The following is a 22,781-nucleotide window of genomic DNA, read 5'->3' as shown; positions in this document are numbered from 1 at the left end:
CGCTCGCTCATGCCGGCACTCCGCTTCGCTCCGTGCCGTCATGAGGCACCTTTGCGCTGAGCTGGCTGATTCGCTCGCTGCGCTCGCTCATGCCGTTCCCTCCAGCGTTGCCGAGTCGGCGGCGCTGCCGGTCGGGGGCACCGCGCCGACGCCGAAGAAGGCCCGCCGGCGAAGCTGCGCCCACCGCCCGCCCGGCCCGCGGTCGCGACCCCGGAGCTGGGCGCCGCTGACCTCCGTGCCGGCGTGCCGGGCCGCCTGGTGGGCGGCCTCCGGGAGCGACCGTACGCCTTCCACGCCGGGCAGGACAGGCCTGCGTTCCGGGACCGCGCCCAGTGCGGACAGCACGGTGGGCAGCAACGCCGCCGCGGCTATCGCGTACCCCTCGGCGGAGGGGTGGAACCGGTCCGAGGCGAACATCCGGCCGGGCTCGGCGGCGAACCGCGGCCCGAGCATGTCGCCGAGCGAGACGGTACGGCCGCCGGCCTCGACCACGGCCACCGTCTGCAAGGCCGCGAGCTGGCGGCTCCAGCGCCGGGCCAGCCAGCGCAGGGGCGGCTGGATCGGCCGGATCGTGCCCAGGTCGGGACATGTGCCGACGACCACCTCGCAGCCAGCCGCCCGAAGCGTGCGGACCGCGTCGACCAGGTAGCGCACCGCCACCGAGAACGGTGTGCGGTTGGTGACATCGTTGCCGCCGACCAGGATCACTGCGACGTCCGGCCCCACCTCGAGAGCGGACTCGACCTGCGGCTTCAGCCCGGACGACAGCGCGCCGACAACGGCGAACCGGTGCAGCCGGACCGGCCGGTGCAGGCGGCGGGACAGCCCGGTGGCCAGGAGCGAGCCCGGCGTCTCCCGACGCCTGTGCACGCCGTACCCGGCCGCCGAGGAGTCGCCCAGGACGACCATGGTGACCGGCGGGCCGGGCAGCCTCGCGCCGTACACACCGTCGCAGCGCGGCGGCGGCGCCTGGGCCATCGGGATGGTGCGGCGGGCCTGCCGGGCCTGGCCGAGCAGCACGCCGCCGGTGGCGGCGGTGGCCGCCACCGTGGCGCCCGTGCCGATCGCCGCGAGGCGGGCGATCTGCCGGGCGCGCTGCCGGCGGACCGGCGCGACGGAACCAGCGTCCCCCATGAGCCGACAGTATCGCGCCGGTACGACCACTGCTGTCCGTGATCGGATGGCTGGGCGCTGCCCGGATTGGGTACCGATGGGGGCAGCGGACGCGGGCTTGCCACCGGGCCGCACCATGGTCGAGCGGAGAGGGGCGAAATCATGGGGAAGACGTTGAAGCGCAGTGCCGCGTTCGTCGCACTGGCCCGGGCGCTGGCGGCTGGCACGCGGGGCGGGCCGTCGCTCGGGGCCCGGCTGGCGGCGCTGCCGCGGATGATCCGCGCGACCACCCGGGGCGAGTACGACGGCGGCCTGCGGCTCGCGCTGATGGCCGGGGCGACGGCGTACATCGTCTCCCCGATCGACCTCCTGCCGGAGATCCCGCTGGCGATCTTCGGGTTGGCCGACGACGCGGTCATGGTCACCTGGCTGGCGGGCAGCGTGCTCGCCGAGACCGAGCGGTTCCTGGAGTGGGAGGCACGTCGCAGCTCCGTGATCCCCGGGCATGTGGTGCCCTGACGGCACGTACGCTGATCGGCGAACTGACGACTGACCGACCGCCCCACGACGGCGGCGCGACGAAGGGCACAACGAGGTGCAGTACTACGACAACGTCGTCGAGCTGATCGGCAACACCCCGCTGGTACGCCTGCGCAACGTCACCGAGGGCATCCAGGCCACCGTGCTGGCGAAGGTGGAGTACGTCAACCCGGGCGGCTCGGTCAAGGACCGGATCGCGCTGCGCATGGTGGAGGACGCCGAGAAGGCGGGCATCCTGCGGCCCGGCGGCACGATCGTGGAGCCGACCAGCGGCAACACGGGTGTCGGGCTGGCCCTGGTGGCCCAGCTCAAGGGCTACCACTGCGTCTTCGTCTGCCCGGACAAGGTCAGCCAGGACAAGCAGGACGTGCTGCGCGCGTACGGCGCCGAGGTGGTCGTCTGCCCGACCGCCGTCGCGCCGGAGGACCCGCGCTCCTACTACAACGTCTCCGACCGGCTGGCCCGGGAGATCCCCGGCGCGTGGAAGCCCAACCAGTACAGCAACCCGGCCAACCCGCGCTCGCACTACGAGACCACCGGCCCGGAGCTGTGGCGGCAGACCGAGGGGAAGATCACCCACTTCGTCGCGGGCGTCGGGACCGGCGGCACCATCTCCGGCATCGGCCGCTACCTCAAGGAGGCGTCCGAGGGCCGGGTCAAGGTGATCGGCGCGGACCCGGAGGGTTCGGTCTACTCCGGTGGCACCGGCCGGCCGTACCTGGTCGAGGGCGTCGGTGAGGACTTCTGGCCGGAGACGTACGACCGGAAGATCGCCGACGAGATCGTCGAGGTGTCGGACAAGGAGTCCTTCGAGATGACCCGCCGGCTCGCCCGCGAGGAGGGGCTGCTGGTCGGCGGCTCCTGCGGCATGGCCGTGGTGGGTGCGCTGGAGGTGGCCCGCAAGGCCGGCCCGGACGACGTGATCGTGGTGCTGCTGCCGGACGGCGGGCGGGGCTACCTGTCGAAGATCTTCAACGACAGGTGGATGGCCCGGTACGGCTTCCTCGACGACTCGGGCACCGAGCCCACTGTCGCGGACGCGCTCGCCGGCAAGCCCGGTGGCCTGCCCGAGCTGGTGCACGTACACCCGACCGAGACGGTCCGCGACGCGATCGACTACATGCGCGAGTACGGCGTCTCCCAGCTTCCGGTGCTCAAGGCCGAGCCGCCTGTGGTGACCGGCGAGGTGGCCGGCTCGATCGCCGAGAGGGACCTGCTCGACGCGCTCTTCACCGGCCAGGCCCACCTGCACGACACGATCGAGCGGCACATGGGCGAGCCGCTGCCGATGATCGGCGGCGGCCAGCCGGTCAGCGAGGCGGTCGGACTGCTGGAGAAGTCCGACGCCGCGCTGGTGCTGGTCGACGGCAAGCCCAAGGGCGTGCTGACCCGCCAGGACCTGCTCGCCCACCTCGGCGCCCGCTGACCTGCATGCAAGGAAGGGCCCCTTGTTAACACCGCCGTGTTAACAAGGGGCCCTTCCTCTACCGCAGGCGTTAATAGGGGGCCCTTCCTTACAAGCGGCGGGCGTAGCGGAGCTGGGGGACGAGTGCCTGGCCGATGTGCTCGTCCCGCTGCTCACCGGTGGCGGCCCAGCCGCCGCGCTCGTAGAACCCGCGTGCGTGGGTGTTGTCCCGCAGCACCCACAGCGCCGCGCGGGTCCAGCCCTGGGCCCGCATCGCGTCCAGCGCGTCCACCATCAGCGCCCGCCCGGTGCCCCGGCCCCGCTCGGACGGCTCCAGGTGGATCGCGTTGAGCAGCCCGGTCGCCGGGTCGCCCTCGTCGTCCGGTCCGAGGTAGCTGAACCCCGCCAGTCGCCCGTGCCGCTCGGCCACGGTCATCCGGTGGTCGGCGCCCTCCCAGGTCAGCCGCTCCACCCAGTAACGGCCCATCGCCTCGGGCGTCGGGTCGGCCAGCACCTCGGCCGGCAGGAACGACGAGTACGCCGCCACCCGGGAGCGCTGGTGCAGGGCGCCGACCGCCATCAGGTCGGCCTCGGTCGCGGACCGTAGGGAGATCGTCACCCGGGCGACGGTACCCGCCGGGGCGGCACCTGCACCGTCTGGAGATCCTCGGCGATCACCAGGTCACCGGGGAAGTGCTCGCGCGCCTCGTCGTGGAACCGGCGCGGGTCGGCGTACCGCTGGGAGAAGTGGGTGAGCACGAGCGTGCGTACCTCCGACTCGGCCGCCACCCGCGCGGCCTGGCCGGCGGTGAGGTGCCCGACCTCGGCGGCGAGCGCCGCCTCCGACTCCAGGAACGTCGACTCGATCACCAGCAGGTCGGCGTGCTCGGCCAGCGCGTACACGCCGTCGCAGAGTCCGGTGTCCATCACGAAGGCGAACCGCTGGCCCGGCCGGGTCACGCTCACCTCGTCCCGGGTGACGCGACGCCCGTCGCGGTCCAGGTGGCCGTCGCGCAGCAGCCGCCCCACGTCCGGCCCGGCGATGCCGTACGCGGCCAGCCGCTCCGGAAGCATCCGGCAGCCGTCCCGCTCGACCAGTCGGTAGCCGTACGTCTCGATCGGGTGCCGCAGCCGGCGGGCCTCCAGCGTGCCGACGCCCAGCGTGATCCGCTGCCCGTCGGCGTCGATCGGTTCGACTGCCAGCTCGGCGGTTTCGTAGAAGCTGGACGCGTGGCGCAGCCGAGCGAAGTACTCCGCGCCGCCGGCCGGGAAGTGCACCGCCACCGGGCGCGGTACGCGGTCCAGTGAGAGCCGCTGGATCATGCCGGGCAGGCCGAGGCAGTGATCGCCGTGGAAGTGGGTGACGCAGATCCGGGTCAGGTCGGTGGCGGTGACCCCGGTGTGCAGCATCTGCCGCTGGCTGCCCTCGCCCGGGTCGAAGAGGATCACCTCGTCGTCCCAGCGCAGCAGGTAGCCGTTGTGGTTGCGCTGCCGGGTCGGGGCCTGGCTGGCCGTACCGAGCACCACCAGCTCACGCATGGACACGGCATCCTCCGGGAGGGCAAAGAAGCGACCCCCGGGGCTTCCGCGCTCGCGCGCGGGCCGGCTGGACTGGGCCGGCACCCCGGGGGTCGGGTGGCTGTCGTGGTTTCGCCGCACCGCTGCCACACGGTCTCGACGATCCTGCAGGTGCCCGCCTCGCGGCGGACGAGATTTCACTGTCGAGGACAGCGGCTAGCGGACAGCCACCTCACGAGTCCGATTGCTATACAAGTCTGGACCACCTCCTTTCCCGTGTACCGCCACGCTATCCACTTCGCGGCGGCCGCGGCAACGGATTTCGATCACAGGCGTCAGTCCAGGCCGATCGGGCCCTCGCGCGGGCCCTCCTCGTGGGCCGGCTGCACCGCCAGTGACGGGAAGTCGGCCAGGTCGCCCTCCGGCTCGGCGTCCCATTCGGGGAAGACCAGCGGGCTCTGCAGGTAGAGGCAGAGCAGCTGGGTGAGCTGGTGCAGGCCGTCGAGGTGGGTGCGCTCGTGGCCGTGGGTGGCGTCCACGCCGAACCCGAGCAGCGCCACCCGGGCGTGCGCCCCGGCCTCGACCGCCGCGGCCACGTCCGAGCGGTAGTAGTCGAACACGTCCCGGACCAGGTCCACGCCGTGCTCCTTGGCGATCGCGGCCAGGTTGCGGGTCAGGTGGTAGTCGAACGGGCCGACCCCGTCGCCCATCGCCAGCGTCGCCGCGGTCTCCCGGGACTGCTGGCCCGGCGCGACCACCGCCGCGTCCACCGAGACGATCTCCGCGACGTCCGGGTCCAGCCCGTGGCTCGCGCCGTGGCCGATCTCCTCGGTGACGGTGACCAGCAGGTGCGCGGTGACCGCCGGGGTGACACCGGCGTCGACCATCGCCTTGAACGCGGTCAGCACCGCCGCCACGCCCGCCTTGTCGTCCAGGTGCCGGGACTTGACGTACCCGTTCGGGGTGATGGCCGGGTTGGGCAGGAACGCGACGAAGTCCCCGGCGTCGATGCCCAGCGCCCGCAGCCCGGCCTCGTCGTGCACCGGCTCGTCCACCCGCACCTCGACCAGCTCCCAGCCGACGCCCTGGAGGTCGACCGCCTCGTTGTAGCGGTGGCCGCTGGCCTTCAGGGGCAGGACCTGGCCGGTGACGACCCGGTCCAGGTCGTCGGTGAAGATCCGCACGTGTGCGCCCTCGGCGAAGCGGGCGCTGTGCGTACCGATCGGGTTGATCTCCAGCCGGCCGTTCTCCTTGAGCCGCTTCACCATGCCGCCGATGGTGTCGGTGTGCACCACCACGGCCCGGTCGGCGCCGGTCGATCTGGGGCCGGGCAGGCAGGCGCTCAGCGCCCCGCGACGGGTCAGCGTGGAGCTGATCCCGATCGCGGAGAGCCGTTCACCCACGTACTGCTGGATGTGGTCGGTGCGTCCCGACGGGCTGGGGATCTCCAGCAGCTCCACCAGCACCTGGCTGAGGTAGTCGAGGTCGAGCTTGAGCGGTTGGGTTTTGCGTGCGGTCATGCCCCAGAGCCTGCCGCACCGGCAGGCGACCAGAGACGCTGCGGTGCCCGGGTACCCGGGAAGAGCAGGTCGACGAAGCGCTCGGCGGTCGGCTGCGGCTCGTGGTTGGCCAGTCCGGGACGCTCGTTCGCCTCGATGAACACGTGTTCCGGCCGGTCCGGGGCGGGGACCAGCAGGTCCAGCCCGGTGACCGGGATGTCCAGCGCCCGGCTCGCCGTGACGCACGCCTCGGCGATGGCCGGGTGCAGCTCGGCGGTCACGTCGTGGATCGTGCCGCCGGTGTGCAGGTTGGCCGTCCGGCGGACCGCCAGCACCTCGCCCTCCGGGAGCACGTCGTGCATCCGGTAGCCGGCCTCCGCCACCACCTCGCGGGTCATGTCGTCGATCGGGATGCGGGACTCGCCACCGGTGGCTGCCGCCCGGCGGCGGCTCTGCCGCTCGATCAGCTCGGTGATGTCGTGCACGCCGTCACCGGTGATCTGCGCCGGACGGCGTACCGCGGCGGCCACCACCTCGTGGTCGATCACCACGACCCGCAGGTCGTCGCCCGCGCGCAGCTCCTCGATCAGCACGTCCGGGCAGAACCGGCGGGCCAGCTCGACGGCGGCGGTCAGAGCCTCCGGCGTACGCACCCCGACGGTGATGCCGTTGCCCTGCTCGCCCCGCGCCGGCTTGACCACCACCGGCCCCACGTCGTTCAGGAACGTGACGTCGTCGGGCTCGCCGGTGGCGGTGCGGCCGCGCGGCACCGACAGCCCCGCCTCCGTGAGGATGCGCCGGGTCACCCGCTTGTCGTCGCAGCGGCTCATCGCCACCGCCGAGGTCAGCTCCGACAGCGACTCGCGGGTGTGGATGGTCCGGCCGCCGGTGGTCAGCTTCAGCTCACCCCAGTGCGGGTCGGTCACCTCGACCCGGATGCCGCGGCGCATCGCCTCGTCCGCGACGATCTTCGCGTACGGGTTCAGCTCGTCGTACCCCTCGGGCATGGCGGGCAGGAACAGGCGCTCGTTGATCGGGTTCTTCCGCTTGACGCAGAGCGTGCCGGTGCGGTGGAAGCCGAGCCGCTCGTACAGCCGGATCGCGCCCGAGTTCTCGGCCAGCACGGACAGGTCCACGAACGCCCGTCCGCGCCCGTCGAGCCGGTCGGCGAGTGCGGTCAGCAGCGCCTGCCCGGTGCCGGGCGGGGCGGTGTTGAAGTCCACGGTCAGGCACCACAGGCTGGCGCCTTTCTCCGGGTCGTCGAAGACCGCGACGTGGTCCACGCCGGTGATGGTGCCGACCACCTCACCGGTGGCGTCCTCGGCCACCAGGTGCAGGAACCGGTTCGTGCCGGCGTTGTCCACCAGCACCTCGACGGGGGCGGTGACCATGCCGTTGCGCGCGTAGATCCGGTTCACCGCCTCGGCGTCGGCGGCGTCGCGCAGCGGCCGGACGGTCAGCCCGGGCACCTCGCCGCCCTCGGTGGCGGCGGGCCGCTTCTCGCCCAGCGGCAGCCGGTAGGTCAGCGACGGGTCGATGAACAGCTCGTCCGGCAGCCGGGACACCAGCACGTGCGGGTCGCGCAGGTAGATACAGATGTCCCGGGCGCCGACCGCTTCGGAGCGCAGCACGTCGGCCACGTGCACCTGGTCGTCGAACGTCTGCCCGAACACCAGCCGGCCCCAGCCGCAGTCCAGCACCACGCCCGAGGCGTCGGTGGACGGGGTCTGCGGCTGTCGCGGCTCCGGCGTACCCGGTGCGATCGGGTCGCCGCCCGGGCCGGTGCGTTCCCGGCGCCGGCCCAGCACCCGTTCCCGGTCGGTTCGCGCGGTTCCGGTGGCGAGGGTGTCCGTCATGGTCAGTCGATTCCGTGGCTCTGGAGCCACATTTCCAGGAGTCCCAGTTGCCACAGCTTGTTTCCGTTCAACGGGGTCAGTTCGGCGTTCGGGTCGGCGAGCAGCGCGTCGACGTAGTCGGCGCGGAACAGGTCACGACGGCGCGCCTCCGGGGCGGTGAGCGCGTCGCGTACCCGGTCGAGAAGCTTGCCCTCCAGGTGGGTGAGGCCGGGCACGGGGAAGTAGCCCTTGGGCCGGTCGATGACCTCGTGCGGCAGGACCCGGCGGCCGATCTCCTTGAGCACGCCCTTGCCGCCCTGGGCCAGCTTCAGCTCCGGCGGGCAGCTCGCGGCCAACTCGACGAACTCGTGGTCGAGGAACGGCACCCGGGCCTCCAGCCCGTGCGCCATGGTCATGTTGTCGACCCGCTTCACCGGGTCGTCGGTCAGCATGACCTGGGTGTCGATCCGCAGGCCCGCGTCGACTGCGGTCTGTGCCCCCGCGCGGCCCAGGTGCGCGGCGACGAACTCCCGCGCCGGGTCGCCCTCGGCCAGCCACGCCGGGTTGAGCACCCGGGCCAGTCCGGCCGCGTCGCGGTCGAAGAACGCCTTCGCGTACGTCTCGAGCGCCTGCTCCCGGTCCACCCCGGCGAGCGGCGGGTACCAGTGGTAGCCGCCCAGGATCTCGTCCGCGCCCTGACCCGACTGCACCACCTTGACGTGCCGCGCGACCTCCTGGCTGAGCAGCCAGAACGCCACGCAGTCGTGGCTGACCATGGGCTCGCTCATGGCCGCGACGGCGGCTTCCAGCGGCGGCAGCAGGTCACCGGTGGGCACCCGGATCTGGTGGTGGTCGGTGCCGAACGTCTTCGCGACCAGGTCGGAGTAGACGAACTCGTCGCCCTCCCGGCCGCCGACCGCGTCGAAGCCGATGGAGAACGTGGCCAGGCCGGACCGGGCCTGCCCCTCACCGGCGAGCAGCGCGACCACCAGGCTGGAGTCGAGGCCGCCGGAGAGCAGCACGCCCACCGGCACGTCGGCCACCATGCGGCGGCGTACGGCGGTGGTCAGCGAGTCGAGCAGCGCGTCCTGCCAGTCCCGCTCGGACCAGCCGGCCCGCTCGGCGTCGCGGCCGAAGGACGGATCCCAGTACACCCGTTCGTGGGTGGAGCCGTCCGCCTCGTACACCCGGACCGTGGCCGGCGGAAGCTTGGTGACGCCGGCCAGGATGGTGCGCGGCGGCGGCACGATGCTGTGGAAGCTCAGGTAGTGGGCGAGCGCCACCCGGTCGATGGTGGTGTCGATGCCGCCACCGGCGAGCAGCGCCGGCAGGGTCGAGGCGAACCGCACCACACCGGGGCTCTCGGCCAGGTAGAGCGGCTTGATGCCGAGGCGGTCCCGGGCCAGCACCAGACGGCCGGTGTCGCGCTCGCTGATCGCCACCGCGAACATGCCGATCAGGTGGTCGACGAAGTCGAGCCCCCACTCGGCGTACGCCTTGATCACGACCTCGCTGTCGCCGGACGAGAAGAACCGGTGGCCCTTGGCCTGAAGTTCGGCGCGCAGCTCCCGATAGTTGTAGATGCAGCCGTTGAAGACACCGGTGAGCCCGGCGGCGGCGTCCACGATGGGTTGGCCGCTCGCCGCGGACAGGTCGATGATCTTCAGGCGCCGGTGTCCCAGCGCGGTCGGGCCCTGCGACCAGACGCCGCTGTCGTCGGGCCCTCGGTCACTCATCGTGGCCGCCATCCGCTCCACGGCCGAGACGTCGGCGCGTGAACCGTCACGGCGGAACTCTCCCGCAAGTCCGCACATACGAGCCAATGCTGCCAGAACTTGTTGCAGTTCGCCTGTTGAGACGATGACGAACGTGTGACAGCTTGCTACCATGCGCCGTCACGCAGGGTGGCTGCCTGTCATGCCTTCGGTTCCTGCCCTCCACGCCTGGATGCCGGAAACCCGGCCCCGTTCCGGTGTGAGTAACACCGCACAGACCGCCTCGCGCGCCCGGCGTCTTCGGCTTTTGCCGATCTTGCGGTTGGGTGCCCCGCAATCCTCGTGAACCAGACAGTCTGCGGGCTCAAGCTGCAAGATCGCATGGCAAGGTGGCGGCTACCGCCAGGAGACGGTAGCCGCCGACCGGGTCAGGCGGTGCGGGCCACCCCGACCGGGCAGCTCAGCCCGTTCGGGCCGTGGTTGCAGTAGCCGTTCGGGTTCTTCGTCGGCGCCAAATACTGCTGGTGGTAGTCCTCGGCGAAGTAGTAGTCGCCGAGCGGCGCGATCTCGGTGGTGATCTCACCCTTGCCGGCCCGCTCCACGATCGGCGCGAACGCGTCCCGCGACGCCTTGGCGGCGGCGAGCTGCTCGTCGGTCGTGGTGTAGATCGCCGAGCGGTACTGGGTGCCCACGTCGTTGCCCTGGCGCATGCCCTGGGTCGGGTCGTGGTTCTCCCAGAAGACCTTGAGCAGGTCCTCGTAGGCGATCTTCGACGGGTCGTAGACCACCTGGACCACCTCGGCGTGCCCGGTCATGCCCGAGCAGACCTCCTCGTACGTCGGGTTGGTGGTGTACCCGCCCGCGTAACCGGCGGACGTGGTGATCACGCCGGGGAGGGTCCAGAACAGCCGCTCGGCGCCCCAGAAGCAGCCCATGCCGAAGACGGCGACCTGCGCGCCCTCGGGGAACGGGCCCTTCAGCGTCGACGGCAGCACCTCGTGCCGGTCGGCGATCGGCATCGCGATCGGGCGGCCCGGCAGGGCCTGGTCAGGAGAGATCATCTCGGCCTTCATGCGGCGGAGGAACACGGTGGGACTCCTCTCTTGGCTTTCCCAGCGTGTGCAACAGCGTCGGCCCCCGGTTCCTTACCCGCCCACGCCGGCGTCAGGCCAGCGCCGCCGAGATCCGCCCGGCGAACTCCGTCGCCTCGGCGTCGTCCGCGTAGCGGGTACGCGGCCAGAAGAAACCGCGCAGCCCGTCGCCCTTGGTCCGGGGCACGACGTGGGTGTGCAGGTGCGCTACGGACTGGGACACCCGGTTGTTCATCGCCACGAACGTCCCACCGGAGCCCAGACCGGTCTCCACCGCCACGGCGATCCGCTGCACCAGCCGGAAGTAGCCGGGCAGCGTGTCCGCCGGCAGGTCGGACAGGGTGACCAGGTGGGTGCGGGGCACCACCAGCACGTGGCCCTTGAACACCGGCCGCGTGTCGAGGAACGCGACCCCGTCCGGCTCGTCGGTCACCCGGAAGGCCGGCACCTCGCCCGCGACGATCCCGCAGAACACACACCCGCTCACGACCTCACCCTAGGCCCCGCTCGGCCACCCCACCTCCGGGCGCGCGTGATCATGAGGTCGGCGACGCCGTGCAGGCGGGAGGGGAGCGCCTCGGTCGTACTCACCGGACCAGCATGGCCGACCACCCCGACACCTTCGCGGTTGTGACTCGCGCCGGGTTGCCGGGAGCACGGCCGGGCGGCGGGCTAACGTCTGCGGCATGAGCCACGGCTTCGAGACACTCGCCATCCACGCCGGTCAGGCCCCGGAGGCCCGCACCGGCGCGGTGATCCCGCCGATCTACCAGACCAGCACGTACGCGCAGGACGCCGTCGGCGCGCCGCGCGAGGGCTACGAGTACAGCCGCTCCGGCAACCCCACCCGGGACGCGCTGCAGGAGTGCCTGGCGGCGCTGGAGGGCGGCCCGGTGGCGCTCGCCTTCGCCAGCGGCCTGGCCGCCGAGGACACGCTGCTGCGGACCGTCTGCAAGCCGGGCGACCACGTGGTGATCCCGGACGACGCGTACGGCGGCACGTACCGGCTGTTCGCCAGGGTGGCCGAGCGCTGGGGCCTGGCGTACACCCCGGCGAAGGTCTCCGACCCGGACGCCGTGCGCGCCGCGATCCGCCCGGGCACCACCCGGATCGTGTGGGTGGAGACGCCGACCAACCCGCTGCTCGGCATCGCCGACATCGCGGCGCTCGCAGCGGTGGCGCACGACGCCGGCGCGCTGCTGGTGGTCGACAACACCTTCGCCTCGCCGTACCTCCAGCAGCCGATCGCGTTCGGCGCGGACGTGGTGGTGCACTCCACCACCAAGTACGTCGGCGGGCACTCCGACGTGGTCGGCGGTGCGCTCGTCGCGGCGGACCGCACGCTCGGCGAGGAACTGCGCTACCACCAGAACGCGATGGGCGCGGTGAACGGCCCGTTCGACGCCTGGCTCACCCTGCGCGGCATCAAGACCCTCGGGGTACGGATGGACCGGCACTGTGACAACGCCGAGCGGATCGCGGCCTATCTGGACGGACACGCAAAGGTCGCCCAGGTCGTCTACCCGGGCCTGCCGTCGCACCCCGGTCACGAGGTGGCCGTCAAGCAGATGCGCCGGTTCGGCGGCATGATCTCGTTCCGCGCGGCGGGCGGCGAGGAGCACGCCGTCCAGATCTGCAACCGGGCCCGGCTGTTCGTGCTCGCGGAGTCGCTGGGCGGCGTGGAGTCCCTGATCGAGCACCCGGGCCGGATGACACACGCGAGCGCCGCGGGCTCGCCGCTTGAAGTTCCCGGCGATCTCGTGCGACTGTCTGTCGGCATCGAGACGGTCGACGACCTGCTCGCCGATCTGGAGCAGGCCCTGGGCTGACCGCTGGCTGGGGAGGGTGGCAGTGCCGGACATCTTGCCGACGACCTGGGTCGGGACGACCGCGAAACAGATCGCCCGGGCGGTACGCCGTGGCGACGTCTCCGCCACCCAGGTCGTCGCCGACCACCTGGACCACGTCGCCCGGGTCGACGCCGAGCTGGGCGCGTTCCGCGCGGTACGCGGCGGCGAGGCGATCACCGAGGCGGAGAAGGTCGACGAGCAGGAGGAACTGGCGAACCTGCCGCTGGCCGGGGTGCCGGTGGCGGTCAAGGAGAACACGCCGGTGGCCGGCCTGCCCACCTGGAACGGGTCGGCCGCGATGCGTACCGAGGTGGCGGAGGCCGACCACGAGGTGGTCCGGCGGCTGCGCGGCGCGGGCGCTGTCATCCTCGGCGTGACCCGGATGCCGGAGCTGGGCCTGTGGGCCCTCACCGACGACGACACGGCCGTCACCCGCAACCCGTGGGACCCGGCGCGTACCCCCGGCGGCTCGTCCGGCGGTGCGGCCGCCGCGGTGGCCGCCGGGCTGGTGCCGATGGCTCACGGCAACGACGGTCTCGGGTCGATCCGCATTCCGGCGGCCTGCTGCGGTCTGGTCGGGCTCAAGCCCGGCCGGGGCGTGGTGCCCTGCCAGCTCGGCGCGGACGACTGGTTCGGCCTCACCGAGCACGGCATGCTGACCAGCACCGTCGCCGACGCGGTGGTCGGCTTCTCGGTGCTGGCCGGACGCCGGCCGGACAAGCTGGTCCCGCCGGAGCGGCTGCGGGTGGGTGTCTCGCTGCGCTCGCCGGTGCGCGGCGTCTCGCCGGACGCACCGAGCCGGGACGCGGTCGCCGCCGCCGGCCGGCTGCTGGCTGCCGCCGGTCACGACACCGTGCCCGCCGACCCGGTCTACCCGACCCGGCTCGGCCTCCAGGGCATCGCCACCTGGTTCGCGTCGGCCGCCGCCGACGTGCGCGCCGCCGGGGTGGCGCCGCGTCAACTCCAGCGACGCAGCCGCCGGCACGTCACGCTCGGCGAGTGGGCGCAGCGCCGGGGGTACGTGCGGGAGGCCGACCGGGCCGCCTGGCGCGAACGGTCGGTGCACTTCTTCGCCGACAACTCGGTCGACCTGCTGCTCACCCCGGCGCTGGCCGGGCCGCCGCCGGAGGCGGCCGGGTGGTCGGGCCGCTCCTGGCTCGCGAACATGTCGACGAACATCAGGTACGCCCCGTACGCGGCGCCGTGGAACATCGCCGGGTTGCCGTCGATCGTGGTGCCGGTCGGCCGCCGCCCGGACGGGCTGCCCGTCGGCGTGCAGTTCGTCGGCCCGCCCGGCTCCGAGCTGCTGCTGCTCGGGGTGGCGGGCCAGTTCGAGATGCAGGCGCCGTGGGCCCGGCACGCCCCCGGCTATCCCCGCGTCGGAACGGGGTCGCCGGCCACGTCGGCGCAGATCCCACCTGGACCGGGTGGCACGATCGGGGCATGACGGAACTGGTCGGCCTCGCCGACGTACAGGCCGCGCGGGAACTGCTCGCCGGTGTCACCCGTACCACCCCGCTGGAGCCGTCCCGGCCGCTCAGCGCCGCGCTCGGCGGGCCGGTCTGGCTCAAGTGCGAGAACCTCCAGCGGGCCGGGTCGTACAAGGTGCGCGGTGCGTACGTGCGGATCTCCCGGCTCTCGGCCGAGGAGCGGTCCCGCGGCGTGGTCGCGGCGAGCGCCGGCAACCACGCGCAGGGGGTGGCGCTGGCCGCCGGGCTGGTCGGCGCGCACGCCACCGTCTTCATGCCGGTGAACGCGCCGCTGCCGAAGGTCGCCGCCACGAAGGGGTACGGCGCGCAGATCGAGCTGGTGGGCAACACGGTGGACGAGTCGCTCGTCGCGGCGCAGACCTTCGCCGAGCGGACCGGAGCGGTGTTCATCCACCCGTTCGACCACCCCGACGTGATCGCCGGGCAGGGCACCGTGGCGCTGGAGATCCTCGAACAGTGCCCGGACGTGCGCACCATCGTGACCGGGGTGGGCGGCGGCGGCCTCGCCTCGGGCATGGCGGTGGCGGCCAAGGCGCTGCGTCCCGACGTACGCGTGATCGGGGTCCAGGCGGCGAGCGCCGCCGCCTTCCCGCCCTCGCTGCGGGCCGGCGAGCCGCTGCGGCTGCCCTCGTTCGCGACGATCGCCGACGGTATCGCCGTCGGCCGTCCGGGCGAGCTGACCTTCACCCATGTCCGCAAGCTCGTCGACGACGTCGTCACGGTCTCCGAGGAGGACATCTCCCGGGCGCTGCTGATGTTGCTGGAACGCGGCAAGCAGGTTGTCGAGCCGGCCGGCGCGGTCGGCGTGGCGGCGCTGCTGGCCGGCGCGGTGGAGGTGACCGAGCCGGTCGTCGCGGTGCTCTCCGGCGGCAACATCGACCCGCTGCTCATGCTCCGGGTGATCGAGCACGGCCTGGCGGCGGCCGGCCGGTTCCTGCGGATCACGGTGCGCTGCACGGACCGGCCCGGGCAGCTCGCCTCCCTGCTGGGCGAGATCGCCGAGCACCGGGCCAACGTGGTGGACGTGGTGCACCAGCGCGCCAACCCGCACCTGCGCCTCGGCGAGGTGGAGGTGGCCCTGTCGGTGGAGACCCGCGGGGTGGAGCACTCGGACACGCTGATCAGTGCGCTGCGGGCCAGCGGCTACCAGGTGGTCTTCACCGGCGAGGGCTGAGCCCCGGCCGGTGCGCGGACGCCGCGGTGGAACGCGAACGCCCCGGCCGGATGATCCGGTCGGGGCGTTCGGGTGTGCGGCTCGGGTCCGAGGAGGGCCTGTCAGCCTCGGTCGGGTTCGGGACCCGAGCCATCCGGCGCGGGTCCGGAGGGGTCAGCCGCTGTACGGCTCGAAGGAGACGATGGTCACCTTGATATCGGCGCCGCTGGGCGCCGTGTAGGTGCAGGTCTGCCCTGCCTTGCCGCCGAGGATCGCCTTGCCGAGCGCGGACTCGGGGCTGTAGACCGTGAGGTCGGTGGTGGAGGCGATCTCCCGGGAGCCGAGGAGGAAGGTCTCGCTGTCGTCGGCGTCGTCGTCGAAGTAGATCTTCACGACCATGCCCGGCGAGACCGCGTCGGCATCCGGCGCCTCACCGACCTTGGCGGTGCGCAGCAGCTCCTTGAGGTAGAGGATGCGGCCCTCGGCCTTGCCCTGCTCCTCACGGGCGGCGTGGTAGCCACCGTTCTCCCGCAGGTCGCCCTCCTCGCGCCGGGCGTTGATCTCGGCGGCGATGACCGGCCGGTTGGCGATCAGCTCGTCGAGCTCGGCCTGCAGACGGTCGTAGGCGTCCTGGGACAGCCAGGTGGCGGGCGCCTCGTTTCCATTTGTGGACACAGGCGTTCTCCTCGATTGGTGCGGACTGGCTGACAGGTGAACTTGCAAGGCTACCAGTGCGGGTCACGTCGAGGTGTGATCGATCACCCCGGGTGCCGGTGACGGGACCGGGGTGCGGTGGCCGGCGACTCGCCGGCGGGCCGGCTCAGCCGGCGGGCCGGCAGCGCAGGACCTCGCCGATGAACGGCCGGGTGCTCGTGGGCACCTCCTGCCGGGCCCGGATGTGGCGCTGACCGGGCTCCGCGGTCACGGTGGCCTCGGCGCTGCCCACCTGGGCCCCGTCGTGGGAGCGGGCCCGTAGCAGGCAGGTGGCGGAGCCGCCCGGCGGCACGGTGACCCGGAAGTCGACCACCACCCGGGAGTCGGTGATGTCGGTGTAGCTGATCATCTCGCCCCGGTATTCCGGGTCACCGTACTGGTAGTAGAGCTTCGTCGCGCCCAGCCCGAGGACGGCCAGCGCGACCGTCACCGTGAGGGCGAGCAGGAGTGGCCGGCGGCGTCCCGGCTCCCGGCGGCGTCCGTAGCGGCCCGGCGGGAAGGCCGGCGCCTCCGCGGCGACTGTGGCGTGCGTCTCGCTCACCGGCGGGTATCTCCTGGCGTTGTTGTCGGCGGCATCGGCAAGAATGGCTAGGTCCATCTTCCCAGCCCGGCGCTGAGTCAAGGATGGCAGGTCGGCCTGGACCGGCGGGCGTGGCCCTGGCCACTCCGGTGGCGGGGCCCGGCCGGCCGTCGCGGGGGCTTTCGCGGGCGCGGGGGGAGATTCCGGCAGGTCAGCCGGTCGGCCCGGGGCCGGTCGGCGGGCACAGACGAGGAGCGCCGAAGGTGGCAGAACAGCTGCGTCTCATGGCGGTGCACGCCCATCCCGACGACGAGTCGAGCAAGGGTGCCGCCACCATGGCGAAATACGTCGCCGAGGGGGTGGACGTCCTGGTCGTCACCGCCACCGGTGGTGAGCGGGGCAGTGTGCTCAACCCCAAGATGGACCGCCCCGACGTGTGGGCGAACATCGGAGACATCCGGCGGGCCGAGATGGACGCCGCCCGGGCCATCCTCGGCGTCGAGCAGGCGTGGCTCGGCTTCGTCGACTCCGGGCTGCCCGAGGGCGACCCGCTGCCGCCGCTGCCGGAGGGCTGCTTCGCCCTCCAGGACGTGGACGTCGCCGCCGCGCCGCTGGTGCGCCTGATGCGGCAGTTCCGCCCGCACGTCGTCACCACGTACGACGAGGAGGGCGGCTACCCGCACCCCGACCACATCATGACCCACAAGATCACCGTGGCGGCGTTCGACGCGGCCGGTGACCCGGAGCGCCACGCCGGGCTGGGCGAGCCGTGGCAGCCGCTGAAGCTCTACTACGACGTGGGCTTCTCCCGCGCCAAGATCATGAGCCTGCACGAGGCGGTGCTCGCCGCCGGTCTCGAATCGCCGTACGGCGAGTGGATGAAGCGCTGGGACGAGCGCCCCGACAAGGGCGCCCGGATCACCACCCGGGTCGAGTGCGCCGACTACTTCCCGGTCCGCGACGACGCGCTGCGCGCGCACGCCACCCAGATCGACCCCGACGGCTTCTGGTTCCAGGTGCCGATGGAGCTGCAGAAGCACGCCTGGCCGACGGAGGACTTCCAACTCGCCCGGTCGATGGTCGACAGCCCGCTGCCCGAGTCCGACCTGTTCGCGGGCGTACGTGAGGCGTGCCGTGCCCACTGACCAGGCCGGGGGCTACCCTGGTGCTCAGTCGCACATCGGAGGAACACCATGCTGACCACCGTCGAGGTGCTCGCGCAGAACAACTTCGGTGACACCCGTACGGGTGGTCTGGCCGGTCCGATGGGCCTCTTCCTCATCGTCGCGCTGGGCACCGTCACCGTCCTGCTGATCCGCAACATGAACGGCCGGCTGCGCCGGCTGCCCGACCGCTTCCCGCAGCAGGGCACCCCCGGCCGGGCCGATTCCGCAGTCGCCGATCCGACAGACGGGCTCGTCGGGCAGGATTCACCGACGAATGCGCCCAACGGCTCCCAGCAGCACCGGGACAGCTGAACACCGCGTGAATCACGCCGAAGCCGGTCGTCGCCCCCTGTTGCGACCACCGGCTTTGGCTTAGCCTTCCGCCGGGGGGACCGTCAGGCCCCGGACCCTGCGCGGAAGGGGGACGCCGATGTCGAAGTCAGCACCGGCCCCCGACCATGCCCCCGCCCGACCCGTCGACGGGGCGGCCCCGTGACCACCGAGCCGGCCGACCGTTCCCCGGACCGGATCGGCCTGCACGGGACGCCGGTGGGCGTCGTCCTGCTCACCGTCGCGGTCGCGCTCACCGGTCTGCTCGCCGCCGCGCTCGGCCTCACCGTCCCGTCGCACCTGCCGGTCGACCACCCCCTGCCCGGCCCGGCCCGCTTCGGCATCGCCACCGTCGCGTTCGCGGTGGCGCAGCTCGCCCGGCTGCGCTTCCGCAGCGCCTCGGGCATGGTGAGCATCACCTGGGGCGAGGCCGCACTCGTGGTCTGCCTCTGGCTGGTGCCGGCCGGTTGGCTCCCGGCCGCCGCCCTCTTGGGTGTGGGCGCCGCCTGGACCGTGATGTCACTGGTCGCCGACCGCCGGCCGGCGCTGGAACTGGTCGGCATCGCCGGTTCGCTCACCGCCGCCACCGCGCTCGCCGCGACCGTGGCCACCGCTCTCGGCCCGCCGCTGCTCGCCGCGCCCACCCCGGAGCTGGCGCTCACGCTCACTGCCGCCGCGGTCACCTACCTGCTGACCACCGCCTTCCTGGGCGCCGTCACGCTCGCCCTGCGGCACGGCATCGCGATCGGGCCGCCGCTGCTCGCCGCGCTGCGCGGCAAGCTGCTCATGTTCGTCGGCAACGTGGCGGTCGGCCTGGTGGTCGTCGCGCTGCTCGAACTCGACGTGCGCTGGCTGCTGCTCCTGCCGCCGCCGCTCTGGCTGCTCCAGCAGACCTACCGCCACCGGCTGCGGGCCGATCAGGAACGGCGCACCTGGCGGGCGTTCGCCGAGGCCACCGCCGCGCTCAACCAGCTCGACGAGCGCGGCGTGGCGACCGCCGCGGTGACCGGCGCGCTCACCCTGTTCGGCGCGGAACTCGCCGAGGTCGACGTGGCCCGGGGCGAGGGACGCTGGCGCCGCTACCGGGCCGACCGCGGCGGGCAGGTACGCGACCGGGAGGTGGAGCCGTCCGCCGGCGCCGACGCGGGGGAGCACGAACTGGTGCGCCGCCTCGCCGTGGGATCCACAGAGGTCGGCCGCCTGCGGGTGCGGTTCGCCCGGTCCGCCCCGCCGAGCGCCCGGGAACGCGACGGTGTGGCGGCGTTCGGCGACGCGCTGGCCGCCGCCCTGCACGATGCCGCCACGCATCGGGAGCTACGGCTGGTCACCGCCCGCTCGTTGTACGACGCGGTGCACGACCAGCTCACCGGACTGCTCAACCGGGCGGCGCTGCTCGCCAAGGGGGATCAGGCGCTGCGGCAGCGCGCACACGACCACCCGGTGGCCCTCCTGCTGCTCGACGTGAACCAGTTCAAGGAGGTCAACGACACGCTCGGGCACTCGGCGGGCGACCAGTTGCTGCGGCTGACCTCCAACCGCCTCGCCGCGCTGACCCGGCCGGGTGACCTGCTCGGGCGCCTCGGCGGCGACGAGTTCGCCCTGCTGCTGACCTCGGTGCCGCTGGTCGAGGACCGGACGGCTCCGCTGGCGTACGCGCTGCGCCAGGCCCGGGAGGTCGCCGAGCGCCTCGCCGCACCGACCGAGGTGGCCGGGGTGCGGATGTCCGTCGAGGTGGCGGTGGGCGTGGTGGTCGCCGACGCGGGCGCGGCCGACCTGACCGAGCTGCTGCGGCGTGCCGACATCGCCATGTACCAGGCGAAGGAGGGCGGCGGCAGCGTCGCCGCGTACGACAGCTCCCGCGACGCGGCGAGCACCGACCACCTGGCGTTGCTCGCGGAGATGCGGGAGGCGCTGGCGGCCGACGACCAGCTGGTGCTGGCGTTGCAGCCGGCGGTGGACCTGGCGACCGGCGCGCCGACCGGGGTGGAGGCGCTGATCCGGTGGCGGCATCCGCGCCGGGGCTGGCTCGGCCCGGCCGACTTCATCCGCCCGGTGGAGAACAGCGAGCAGCTCGGCAGCTTCACCCGGTACGTGCTGGACAAGGCGCTGGCGGTGGCCTCCGGCTGGGCGCGGGACGGGCTCGACGTCCCGATCTCGGTGAACCTGTCCGCACGCAGCCTGCTCGACCCCCGGCTGCCCGCCGAGATCGAGGAGGCGCTGCGCCGCCACCAGGTGCCGCCGCACCGGCTCGTCCTGGAGATCACCGAGACGGTGGTGATGAGCGAGCTGGAGGTCATCGACGAGGTGCTGGCCACGCTGCGCGCCATGGGCGTGCAGCTCGCCGTGGACGACTTCGGCACCGGCTTCTCGTCGCTGACGTTCCTCACCCGGATCGCCGTCGACGAGTTGAAGGTGGACCGCTCGTTCGTGCTGCGGATGGCCGACTCACCGGAGGCGGCGGCGATCGTCCGGACCACCGTCGGGCTGGCCCACGAGCTGGGCCTGCGGGTGGTGGCCGAGGGCGTCGAGACCGCCGAGCAGCGCACCGCGCTGGCCGAGCTGGGCTGCACCGCCGCTCAGGGCTACCACTTCTTCAAGCCGATGCCGGCCGACAAGATCGCCGCGGTGCTGGGGTCGCTGCGCGACGCGGCCCGCGGCAACGTCTTCCCGCTGCGCGCCGACGGCGCCTCCTGACCCCTGCCGCACCGGCGGCGTCGGAAGGCGATGGTGGAATAGGGTCGGGTGGTGAATCGACTCGCCCAGGCCACCTCGCCCTATCTGCTCCAGCACGCCGACAACCCGGTCGACTGGTGGCCCTGGTGCGACGAGGCGTTCGCCGAGGCGAAGCGGCGCGACGTCCCGGTGCTGATCTCGGTCGGCTACGCGGCCTGCCACTGGTGCCACGTGATGGCCCACGAGTCGTTCGAGAACGAGGCAGTGGCCCGGCTGATGAACGACGACTTCGTCTGCGTCAAGGTCGACCGCGAGGAACGCCCCGACGTCGACGCGGTCTACATGACCGCCACCCAGGCGATGACCGGGCAGGGCGGCTGGCCGATGACTGTGTTCGCCACGCCGGACGGCACCCCGTTCTTCTGCGGCACGTACTTCCCCCGCGCCAACTTCATCCGCCTGCTCGGCTCCGTCGCCACGGCCTGGCGCGACCAGCGCGAGGCGGTGCAGCGGCAGGGCGCCGCCGTGGTCGAGGCGATCGGCGGCGCGCAGGCGGTCGGCGGCGTGACCGCACCGCTCACCGCGGAACTGCTCGACGCCGCCGCCGGTCAGCTCGCCCGGGAGTACGACGAGACGAACGGCGGTTTCGGCGGCGCGCCGAAGTTCCCGCCGCACATGAACCTGCTGTTCCTGCTCCGGCACCACCAGCGCACCGGCTCGGCGCGCAGCCTGGAGATCGTCCGGCACACCTGCGAGGCGATGGCCCGCGGCGGCCTCAACGACCAGCTCGCCGGTGGGTTCGCCCGCTACTCGGTGGACGGCCACTGGACCGTGCCGCACTTCGAGAAGATGCTCTACGACAACGCGCTGCTGCTGCGGGTCTACACCCAGCTCTGGCGGCTCACCGGCGACCGGCTGGCCCGCCGGGTGGCCCGCGACACCGCCCGGTTCCTCGCCGACGAGCTGCACCGCGCCGGTGAGGGCTTCGCCTCGGCGCTGGACGCGGACACCGAGGGCGTCGAGGGGCTCACCTACGTCTGGACGCCCGGCCAGCTCGTCGAGGCGCTGGGGGAGGACGACGGCCGGTTCGCCGCGGACCTGTTCGACGTCACCGCCGACGGCACGTTCGAGCACGGCACCAGCGTGCTGCGGCTGGCCCGCGACGTCGACGACGCCGACCCGCAGGTGCGGGCCCGCTGGCAGGACGTGGTGGGCCGGCTGCTGGCCGCTCGCGACACCCGTCCCCAGCCGGCCCGCGACGACAAGGTGGTGGCCGCCTGGAACGGGCTCGCGGTCACCGCCATCGCGGAGTTCCAGCAGGTCGCCGCCCTGCTCGTGTCGCCCGACGACGAGGACGCGAACCTGATGGACGGCGTGCTGATCGTCTCCGACGGCGCGATGCGGGACGCCGCCGAGCACCTGGCCGCCGTGCACCTCGTGGACGGCCGGCTGCGGCGGGTCTCCCGGGACAGGATGGTGGGTGAGCCGGCCGGGGTGCTGGAGGACTACGGCTGCGTCGCCGAGGCGTTCTGCGCCATGCACCAGCTCACCGGGGAGGGGCGGTGGCTGACGCTGGCCGGTGAGCTGCTCGACGTGGCGCTGGCCCGGTTCGCCGGCCCGGACGGCGCCTTCTACGACACCGCCGACGACGCCGAGCGCCTGGTCACCCGGCCCGCCGACCCGACCGACAACGCGACGCCGTCGGGCCGGTCGGCGATCGTGGCGGCGCTCGTGGCGTACGCGGCGCTGACCGGGGAGACCCGCTACCGGGAGGCGGCCGAGAAGACGCTGACCACTGTCGCGCCGATCGTCGACCGGCACGCCCGGTTCACCGGGTACGCGGCCACCGTCGGTGAGGCGCTGCTGTCCGGGCCGTACGAGATCGCGGTGGCGACCGGCGACCCGGTGGGCGACCCGCTGGTGGTCGCCGCTCGGCGTCACGCCCCGCCCGGCGCGGTGGTGGTGGCCGGAGCCCCGGATCAGCCCGGTGTGCCGCTGCTGGCCGGGCGGCCGTTCGTCGACGGGCGGCCCGCCGCGTACGTCTGCCGGGGCTTCGTCTGCCAGCGGCCGGTGACCGGCGTCGAGGAGCTGATCGCGCAGCTCGGCTGAGCGGAGTGAGCCGGGCCGCCCTCGCGGTCCGGCCCGGCACCGGCCCTTATAGGCTGGCGG

The 22,781-nt window shown here is 73.0% G+C and carries 19 protein-coding genes; 9 read left to right on the top strand and 10 right to left on the bottom strand.

Annotation, left to right across the window (positions count from 1 at the left end; genetic code table 11):
* Window positions 1-87 precede the first annotated feature (87 nt).
* The gene (locus tag GA0070215_RS22390; protein WP_141708235.1) at window positions 88-1,134 is read right to left on the bottom strand and encodes an SGNH/GDSL hydrolase family protein; all 1,047 of its coding nucleotides are present in this window, start codon (window positions 1,132-1,134) and stop codon (window positions 88-90) included.
* Window positions 1,135-1,275: 141 nt separating this feature from the next.
* On the opposite strand from GA0070215_RS22390, the gene GA0070215_RS22385 reads away from it, so the two are divergent.
* Together GA0070215_RS22385 and GA0070215_RS22380 are read left to right on the top strand one after the other, a co-directional pair.
* Window positions 1,276-1,632 carry a YkvA family protein gene (locus GA0070215_RS22385; RefSeq protein ID WP_091049426.1) on the top strand — a complete coding sequence of 119 codons (357 nt, stop codon included), beginning with the start codon at window positions 1,276-1,278 and terminating at the stop codon, window positions 1,630-1,632.
* A 76-nt stretch (window positions 1,633-1,708) separates the two neighbouring features.
* Entirely contained in the window at window positions 1,709-3,079 is a 1,371-nt protein-coding gene (locus GA0070215_RS22380) for a cystathionine beta-synthase (protein WP_018787508.1), read from the top strand.
* 88 nt (window positions 3,080-3,167) lie between these two features.
* Here the strand turns inward: GA0070215_RS22380 and GA0070215_RS22375 are convergent, their stop codons facing one another.
* The 7 genes from GA0070215_RS22375 to GA0070215_RS22345 form a co-directional block, all read right to left on the bottom strand.
* The gene (locus GA0070215_RS22375; RefSeq protein ID WP_091049423.1) at window positions 3,168-3,677 is read right to left on the bottom strand and encodes a GNAT family N-acetyltransferase; all 510 of its coding nucleotides are present in this window, start codon (window positions 3,675-3,677) and stop codon (window positions 3,168-3,170) included.
* Window positions 3,674-4,603 (bottom strand): ribonuclease Z, encoded by a 930-nt coding sequence (locus GA0070215_RS22370; protein WP_026268398.1) that lies wholly within the window; start codon window positions 4,601-4,603, stop codon window positions 3,674-3,676. Before GA0070215_RS22370 ends, GA0070215_RS22375 begins: the two co-directional genes overlap by 4 nt.
* Window positions 4,604-4,911: 308 nt before the next feature.
* Complete coding sequence (locus tag GA0070215_RS22365; RefSeq protein WP_091049419.1) at window positions 4,912-6,096, bottom strand: osmoprotectant NAGGN system M42 family peptidase; 1,185 nt, start codon at window positions 6,094-6,096, stop codon at window positions 4,912-4,914.
* On the bottom strand, window positions 6,093-7,931 hold the full coding sequence (gene ngg, locus GA0070215_RS22360) for an N-acetylglutaminylglutamine synthetase (RefSeq protein WP_018787512.1): 1,839 nt from the start codon (window positions 7,929-7,931) through the stop codon (window positions 6,093-6,095). The genes GA0070215_RS22365 and ngg overlap by 4 nt, the downstream gene beginning before the upstream one ends.
* A 2-nt stretch (window positions 7,932-7,933) precedes the next feature.
* A complete protein-coding gene (locus tag GA0070215_RS22355; protein ID WP_026268399.1) occupies window positions 7,934-9,724 on the bottom strand; it encodes an N-acetylglutaminylglutamine amidotransferase in 1,791 nt (596 codons plus the stop codon).
* Window positions 9,725-10,053: 329 nt separating this feature from the next.
* A complete protein-coding gene (msrA, locus tag GA0070215_RS22350) occupies window positions 10,054-10,713 on the bottom strand; it encodes a peptide-methionine (S)-S-oxide reductase MsrA (protein WP_018787514.1) in 660 nt (219 codons plus the stop codon).
* 76 nt (window positions 10,714-10,789) lie between these two features.
* The gene (locus GA0070215_RS22345; RefSeq protein ID WP_091049416.1) at window positions 10,790-11,203 is read right to left on the bottom strand and encodes an HIT family protein; all 414 of its coding nucleotides are present in this window, start codon (window positions 11,201-11,203) and stop codon (window positions 10,790-10,792) included.
* Between the two features lie 199 nt (window positions 11,204-11,402).
* On the opposite strand from GA0070215_RS22345, the gene GA0070215_RS22340 reads away from it, so the two are divergent.
* The 3 genes from GA0070215_RS22340 to ilvA are packed head-to-tail and all read left to right on the top strand — an operon-like array spanning window position 11,403 to window position 15,230.
* On the top strand, window positions 11,403-12,545 hold the full coding sequence (locus tag GA0070215_RS22340; RefSeq protein ID WP_091049412.1) for a cystathionine gamma-synthase: 1,143 nt from the start codon (window positions 11,403-11,405) through the stop codon (window positions 12,543-12,545).
* 16 nt (window positions 12,546-12,561) lie between these two features.
* Entirely contained in the window at window positions 12,562-14,013 is a 1,452-nt protein-coding gene (locus GA0070215_RS22335; RefSeq protein ID WP_091049409.1) for an amidase, read from the top strand.
* Window positions 14,010-15,230, top strand: a complete 1,221-nt coding sequence (gene ilvA / locus GA0070215_RS22330) for a threonine ammonia-lyase (protein WP_018787520.1) — start codon at window positions 14,010-14,012, stop codon at window positions 15,228-15,230. The genes GA0070215_RS22335 and ilvA overlap by 4 nt, the downstream gene beginning before the upstream one ends.
* Before the next feature lie 153 nt (window positions 15,231-15,383).
* Here ilvA and greA read toward each other — a convergent pair whose 3' ends face one another.
* Both greA and GA0070215_RS22320 read right to left on the bottom strand, forming a co-directional pair.
* Window positions 15,384-15,884 carry a transcription elongation factor GreA gene (gene greA / locus GA0070215_RS22325; protein ID WP_018787521.1) on the bottom strand — a complete coding sequence of 167 codons (501 nt, stop codon included), beginning with the start codon at window positions 15,882-15,884 and terminating at the stop codon, window positions 15,384-15,386.
* Window positions 15,885-16,029: 145 nt separating this feature from the next.
* Window positions 16,030-16,464, bottom strand: a complete 435-nt coding sequence (locus GA0070215_RS22320) for a DUF4307 domain-containing protein (protein ID WP_091049405.1) — start codon at window positions 16,462-16,464, stop codon at window positions 16,030-16,032.
* Between the two features lie 242 nt (window positions 16,465-16,706).
* On the opposite strand from GA0070215_RS22320, the gene mca reads away from it, so the two are divergent.
* From mca to GA0070215_RS22300, 4 genes are all read left to right on the top strand, one after another.
* A complete protein-coding gene (gene mca / locus GA0070215_RS22315; RefSeq protein ID WP_091049401.1) occupies window positions 16,707-17,588 on the top strand; it encodes a mycothiol conjugate amidase Mca in 882 nt (293 codons plus the stop codon).
* Window positions 17,589-17,636: 48 nt separating this feature from the next.
* Window positions 17,637-17,921, top strand: a complete 285-nt coding sequence (locus GA0070215_RS22310; protein WP_091049397.1) for a hypothetical protein — start codon at window positions 17,637-17,639, stop codon at window positions 17,919-17,921.
* Between the two features lie 180 nt (window positions 17,922-18,101).
* Window positions 18,102-20,633, top strand: a complete 2,532-nt coding sequence (locus tag GA0070215_RS22305) for a putative bifunctional diguanylate cyclase/phosphodiesterase (protein ID WP_018787525.1) — start codon at window positions 18,102-18,104, stop codon at window positions 20,631-20,633.
* A 51-nt stretch (window positions 20,634-20,684) separates the two neighbouring features.
* The gene (locus GA0070215_RS22300; protein ID WP_091049440.1) at window positions 20,685-22,721 is read left to right on the top strand and encodes a thioredoxin domain-containing protein; all 2,037 of its coding nucleotides are present in this window, start codon (window positions 20,685-20,687) and stop codon (window positions 22,719-22,721) included.
* The last annotated feature ends 60 nt before the right edge of the window (window positions 22,722-22,781 follow it).

The organism is Micromonospora marina, from assembly GCF_900091565.1.
Classification (GTDB): Bacteria; Actinomycetota; Actinomycetes; order Mycobacteriales; family Micromonosporaceae; genus Micromonospora; species Micromonospora marina.
This window is presented reverse-complemented; position numbering and strand designations above follow the sequence as displayed.